Annotated in this window: 6 protein-coding genes; 5 read left to right on the plus strand and 1 reads right to left on the minus strand. The window is 70.2% G+C overall.

From position 1 onward, the window contains the following. Positions 1–56 precede the first annotated feature (56 nt). On the plus strand, positions 57–1,397 hold the full coding sequence (locus ABNT58_RS26965; protein ID WP_348756463.1) for an FAD-binding oxidoreductase: 1,341 nt from the start codon (positions 57–59) through the stop codon (positions 1,395–1,397). A 31-nt stretch (positions 1,398–1,428) separates the two neighbouring features. After that, entirely contained in the window at positions 1,429–2,409 is a 981-nt protein-coding gene (locus tag ABNT58_RS26970; RefSeq protein WP_348756458.1) for a tripartite tricarboxylate transporter substrate-binding protein, read from the plus strand. Here the strand turns inward: ABNT58_RS26970 and ABNT58_RS26975 are convergent. After that, positions 2,396–2,983, minus strand: coding sequence for a TetR/AcrR family transcriptional regulator (locus tag ABNT58_RS26975; protein ID WP_348756459.1), 588 nt, complete (start codon positions 2,981–2,983; stop codon positions 2,396–2,398). The two genes, ABNT58_RS26970 and ABNT58_RS26975, sit on opposite strands and share 14 nt — an antisense overlap. 113 nt (positions 2,984–3,096) lie before the next feature. Here ABNT58_RS26975 and ABNT58_RS26980 point away from each other — a divergent pair, with 113 nt between their 5' ends. The 3 genes from ABNT58_RS26980 to ABNT58_RS26990 all read left to right on the plus strand — a co-directional run. Then, on the plus strand, positions 3,097–3,564 hold the full coding sequence (locus ABNT58_RS26980; protein WP_348756460.1) for a nuclear transport factor 2 family protein: 468 nt from the start codon (positions 3,097–3,099) through the stop codon (positions 3,562–3,564). A 155-nt stretch (positions 3,565–3,719) separates the two neighbouring features. Continuing rightward, complete coding sequence (locus tag ABNT58_RS26985; RefSeq protein WP_348756461.1) at positions 3,720–4,133, plus strand: hypothetical protein; 414 nt, start codon at positions 3,720–3,722, stop codon at positions 4,131–4,133. Between the two features lie 36 nt (positions 4,134–4,169). After that, the coding region (locus tag ABNT58_RS26990) for a methyl-accepting chemotaxis protein (protein WP_348756462.1) at positions 4,170–5,318 on the plus strand (1,149 nt) is incomplete at its 3' end.

Genomic DNA, 5,318 nt, shown 5'->3' on the forward strand with positions numbered 1-5,318 from the left:
GCAGACGCCGCGCACCGGCTGGGCTCTTCCACCTCCACGCCCGCGCCGGTGGCCGCATGACCGCCCCGGCGCTGACGGGAACCGCCATCGACGAGCGCTACCTGCGCGACTGGAGCGGCCTGGTCGGCGGCGCACCCGCCGAGCTGCACCGCCCGCTGGATACCCAGGCCGTTGCTGCCATCGTGCGGCGCTGCGCAGCCGAAGGCCGGCGCATCACCGTGCAGGGCGGCATGACCGGCCTGGCCGGCGGCGCGGTGCCTGACGCGGGTGACGTCGTCATCAACCTCGAGCGCATGAACACCATCGAGGAGGTGGATGCGCTGGAAGGCGTCATGCGGGTGCAGGCCGGCGCCACGCTGCAGGCGGTGCAGGAGGCCGCCATGGCCGCAGGCTGGCAGTTCGCGGTCGACCTGGGTGCGCGGGGCTCCTGCCAGGTGGGCGGCAATGCCTCCACCAATGCCGGCGGCACCCGCGTGCTGCGCTACGGCACCATGCGCGACGCGGTGCTGGGCGTGGAGGCGGTACTGGCCGACGGCACGGTGGTCAACAGCCTCAGCCGGCTGGTCAAGAACAGCAGCGGACTCGATCCGCGCTTCCTGTTCATCGGCTCGGAAGGCACGCTGGGCATCATCACGCGGCTGGTGCTGCGCCTGCACCCGCCCACCGGGCAGCCGGCGGCCGCCTGGGTGGCGCTGGACCGCTTCGAGGCCCTGCCGCTGCTGCTGCGGGCTTTGCGCCGCCGTCTGGGCCACACGCTGCAGGCCTTCGAGTTCATGTCGGGCCGCTTCGTGGCATTGGCGGCTTCGCTCACCGGCCAGGCGGCGCCCTTGGGCAGCGCAGCCCGCTGGCATGTGCTGGTGGAAGCGGCCGGCGCGCCCGGCACGTCGATGGACGAGGCGCTGCAGGAGGTGTTGGCCGAAGCGATGGAGGCCGGCGGCGTGGTGGACGCGGCCTTCGCGGCCAGCGAAGCACACCGCGCCGCCTTCTGGCGCTTGCGCGAGTCGATTCCCGAGGTCATCGGCCACCTCAAGCCGATGGCGCCGCTGGACGTGAGCATCCCCTGGTCGCAGACCGAGCCCTGGATGAACGAGGTCGAGGCCGCGCTGCAGCGCGCGCTGCCGCAGGCCGAACACCTGTTCCTGGGCCACCTGGGCGACAACAACGTGCACCTGATCAGCGGCCCGGTGGATGCGCAAGGCCTGCACCAGGTCGACGAGATCGCCTATGCGGCGCTGCGCGGCCGGGGCGGCAGCATCAGCGCCGAACACGGCATCGGCCGCATGAAAAAGCCCTGGCTGGGCACCACCCGCACACCGGAAGAGCTGGCGCTGATGCGACGGCTCAAGCAGGCGATGGACCCGCAGGGCCTGCTCAACCCGGGACGCATCATCGATTGATGCGCATCACAAACCACAAGGAGACAGGCGCATGCAACGTCGAACCACCCTCGGTGCGCTGGGCGCACTGGCTTTTTCTGCCTGGGCCGGCCCTGCCCGCGCCCAGGCCTGGCCGACGGCGCCGGTGCGCATGGTCGTGCCTTATGCGGCCGGCGGCGGCATCGATGCCGTGGCGCGGCTGGTGGCCCAGGGCCTGGCCGATGAGTTGAAGCAGCCCTTCAACGTCGACAACCGCGGTGGCGCGGGCGGCATGCTGGGCGCGGAGCTGGTGGCCAAGGCCACGCCCGACGGCTACACCGTGCTGCTGGCCGGCAACCCCGAACTGACGATCACGCCCACGCTGCAAGGCCGGGCGGCCTATGCACCGCTCACGGACTTCACGCCCGTGGCGCTGGTGTCGCAGTCACCCAATGTGCTGGTGGCCGGCAGCGCACTGGGCGCCCGCACGGTGAAGGAGGCGCTGGCCGCGGCGCGCAAGGCGCCCGCCGGCCTGTCCATCGGCACGCCGGGCAACGGCACGCCGCAGCACATCGCGGTGGAACTGCTGCGGGCGCAGACCGGCCTGGACCTGCTGCATGTGCCCTACCGCGGCGCCGGCCCGGCCACCATTGCCGCACTGGGCGGCGAATGCAGCCTGGCCCTGGTGGGCGCACCGCCGGTGCTGCCTCACGTGGCCTCGGGCAAGCTGGTGGCGCTGGCGGTGACGCAGCCCCGGCGCTCGCCGCTGCTGCCGGAGGTGCCGACCATCGCCGAAGCGGCGAACCTGCTGCGCGACGAAGACCTGCTGGCCTGGTACGGCCTGCTGGTGCCCGCCCGCACACCGGCCGAGGTGGTGCAGGCGCTGGAGAAGGCGGTGTTCGCGGTGCTGCGAAAGCCCGACACCCAGCAACGGCTGACCGCCCTGGGCACCGACCTGGTGGCCATGCCCTCGGCCCCTTTTGCCGAGCGCATGCGCAACGAGTCCAGGCGCTACGCCGAGATCATCCGGCGCTTCTCGATCAAGGCGGGCTGACGGCGCGGTCGACGATGAACTGCAGCGCGCGCAGCGCGGGCGCCGGCTCGGCGGTGTATTGCGAATGCACGATGGCGCCGTCCAGCGCGGTGGCCAGCGCCTCGGCCGTGCGCTTGCGGGGGCCTGCGGGTGGCAGCAAGGCCTCGATGGCGGCGGTCATCGCCTGCTTGTGCTGGCGGGTCAGCTCAATGACGGCCGGCAGGGCCGGCCCCAGTTCGCTCACGCCGTTCAGGAACGCGCAGCCGCGGAACTGCCCGAGCGCCTCCCCGCGGAACCATTCCTTCATCACGGGCACCAGCACCTGAACGCCCTTGGTGGCGCCGCCGTGGCGTTGCAAGGCCTCGGTGAACCAGCCCATCCACCGTTCGTGGCGCAGGTTCAGGTAGGCCAGGATGAGCTCGTTCTTGCTCGGGAAGTGCCGGTAGAAGGTCACCTTGGTGACGCCGGCTTCGGCGATCACGCGGTCGATGCCGGTGGCGCGCAGTCCCTCGGCATAAAAGAGGTCGTGCGCGGTGTGCAGGATGCGGTCCCTGGCGGAAAGGTCGCCGGCGCCGACGTTGGAGATCTGGCTCATGCCCAGACTATAGACAGACTTGTCTACCTGCCACACAATCGGCACGTAGACAGATCTGTCTACCTGCCGTCGGTCTGCGGCTTCTCATGACCCCTTTGCTCAAGGCTATTGCCATGGACACCCGCCCTCCGCTGCCCCCGTTCACCCGCGACACCGCGATCCAGAAGATTCGCCTGGCCGAAGACGCCTGGAACAGCCGCGACCCTGCGCGCATCGTGCTGGCCTACAGCGCTGACACGGTCTGGCGCAACCGGGTGGAGTTTCCTCGTGGCCGTGCCGAGGCGCAGGCCCTGCTCGAGCGCAAGTGGGCCCGCGAGCTGGACTACCGCCTGATCAAGGAGCTGTGGGCCTTCGAGGGGCACCGCATCGCGGTGCGCTTCGTCTACGAGTGGCACGACGACGCGGGCCACTGGTTCCGCAGCCATGGCAACGAGAACTGGGCGTTCGACGACAGCGGCTTGATGACCCACCGCCACGCCAGCATCAACGACCGGCCGATCCGGGCCGAAGAGCGCAAGTTCCATTGGCCCCTCGGCCGCCGCCCGGACGACCATCCCGGGCTGTCCGAGCTGGGGCTGTGAACCTGCAGACTGGGCACACACCCGGCGCGAGGCGGTTCAGTCATAGATGACTTTCATGATCACTGCAAGCGCATTCAAGTCAGTTCCTCACCCGCCGATACAGCTGCCAGACCGCGCCCTTTCGGGCGCCTGTTCAACCTGAGCTGGAGCTGTCCATGATCCGTCGTGCCCTTGTGTCGCTGCTGGCCGCGCTGGCCGTGCTGCCTGTCGCCCTGCCCGCCCATGCCAATGAGTTCAGCGAACTGCGTGGTCAGCTCAGTGCCGCGCGTGAGTCGCTGGTGACCATGCTGACCAACAAGGACAAGCGCGGCGCCGACCAGCAAAAGCTGGTCAAGGACACCGCCGATGCGGTGAGCGCCCGGCTGACCAAGATGAAGGCCCCCGCCGGCAAGGAGGCGCAGTTCAAGGAACTGAACGACACCTGGGCCGCGTTCAAGAAAACGCGCGAGAACGACCTGGTGCCGGCCATCCTGGCCGGGCGTGACGACGAGGCGCGCAAGCTGGCCGGCGGCATCCAGCGCGAGCGCATCACGCGCTGCCAGGAGCTGGTCAGCGAGCTGGGCGGCTGAGCCGCCGCACCTCACGCCACCCGCAGGTGCCCCGTGTTGTCGCTCAAACGTTTTTCCATCGGTGCCCGCGTCTGGCTGGCGCTGGGCTTGTGCGCCCTGGCGCTGGTCGGCGCCCTGGGTGCCTCGGGCATCGCACTGTGGCAGGTCGGCCGGGCCACCCAGTCGGCGGCGCAGGAGCGCACGCTGATGGAGCTGGCCCGCAACGTCCAGCACCTGGCCCGGCAAAGTGCGATGGACAGCCTGCAGGCGCTGCTGTCGCCCAGCGAGAAGCAGCAAAAACAGCTGATGCAGGGCATCGAGGCGCGCAATGCCCGCATCGTCGAAGGCCTGGCGCAATTGCAGCGCCTGCTGGCCGACCACGATGCCGACACCGCACAGCTGGCCGAAGAGGTGATCAAGCGCCAGAAGACCTATGCCGCGGGCGTGCAGCGCATCGGCCGCATGCTGGTGGAAGGCAAGCAGGCCGAGGCCGCCTTCGCGGCCGATGAAGAGATGACGCCGATGATGGCGCCCTTCTTCACCGCGCTCGATAAGCTGGCCGAGCGCATGAACGCCAGCCTGGAAGCCCGCGAGAACGCGGTGGGCGGCCAGCTCATCCGCGTCGGCTGGGTGATGGGCCTGGCCGCGCTGGTGGCTCTGGCCTTCACCGCCTGGGTGGCCGCCTGGCTGGTGCGCAGCATGACGCGGCCGCTGCGCGAGGCCGAACGCCTGGCGCGCCACATCGGCCAGGGCGACCTGACGGTGCGGGCGCGTGCCGATGGCGGCGACGAGGTGTCGGCGCTGCTGGCCACGCTCAACACCACCTGCGGCGCGCTGAGCCAGGTGATCGGCGACGTGCGCCGCAGTGCCGATGAAGTGGCGCTGGCCACGGTCGAGATTGCCGGCGGCAACCAGGACCTGTCGGTGCGCACCGAACGGCAGGCCGCCGCACTGCAGGAAACCGCCGCCTCGATGGAGCAGCTGGGCGGCACGGTGCGGCAAACCTCCGACCATGCGGCCCAGGCCAACGACCTGGCCCAGAACGCCCGCACCGCGGCCCTGGGCGGGCACGAGGCGGTGAACCAGGTGGTGGAGACCATGCGCGGCATCCAGGACTCGTCCAGGCGCATCGCCGACATCATCGGCACCATCGACGGCATCGCCTTCCAGACCAACATCCTGGCGCTCAATGCCGCGGTGGAAGCC

This window comes from uncultured Aquincola sp. (genome assembly GCF_964001545.1).
In the GTDB taxonomy this organism is placed as follows: Bacteria; Pseudomonadota; Gammaproteobacteria; order Burkholderiales; family Burkholderiaceae_C; genus Aquincola.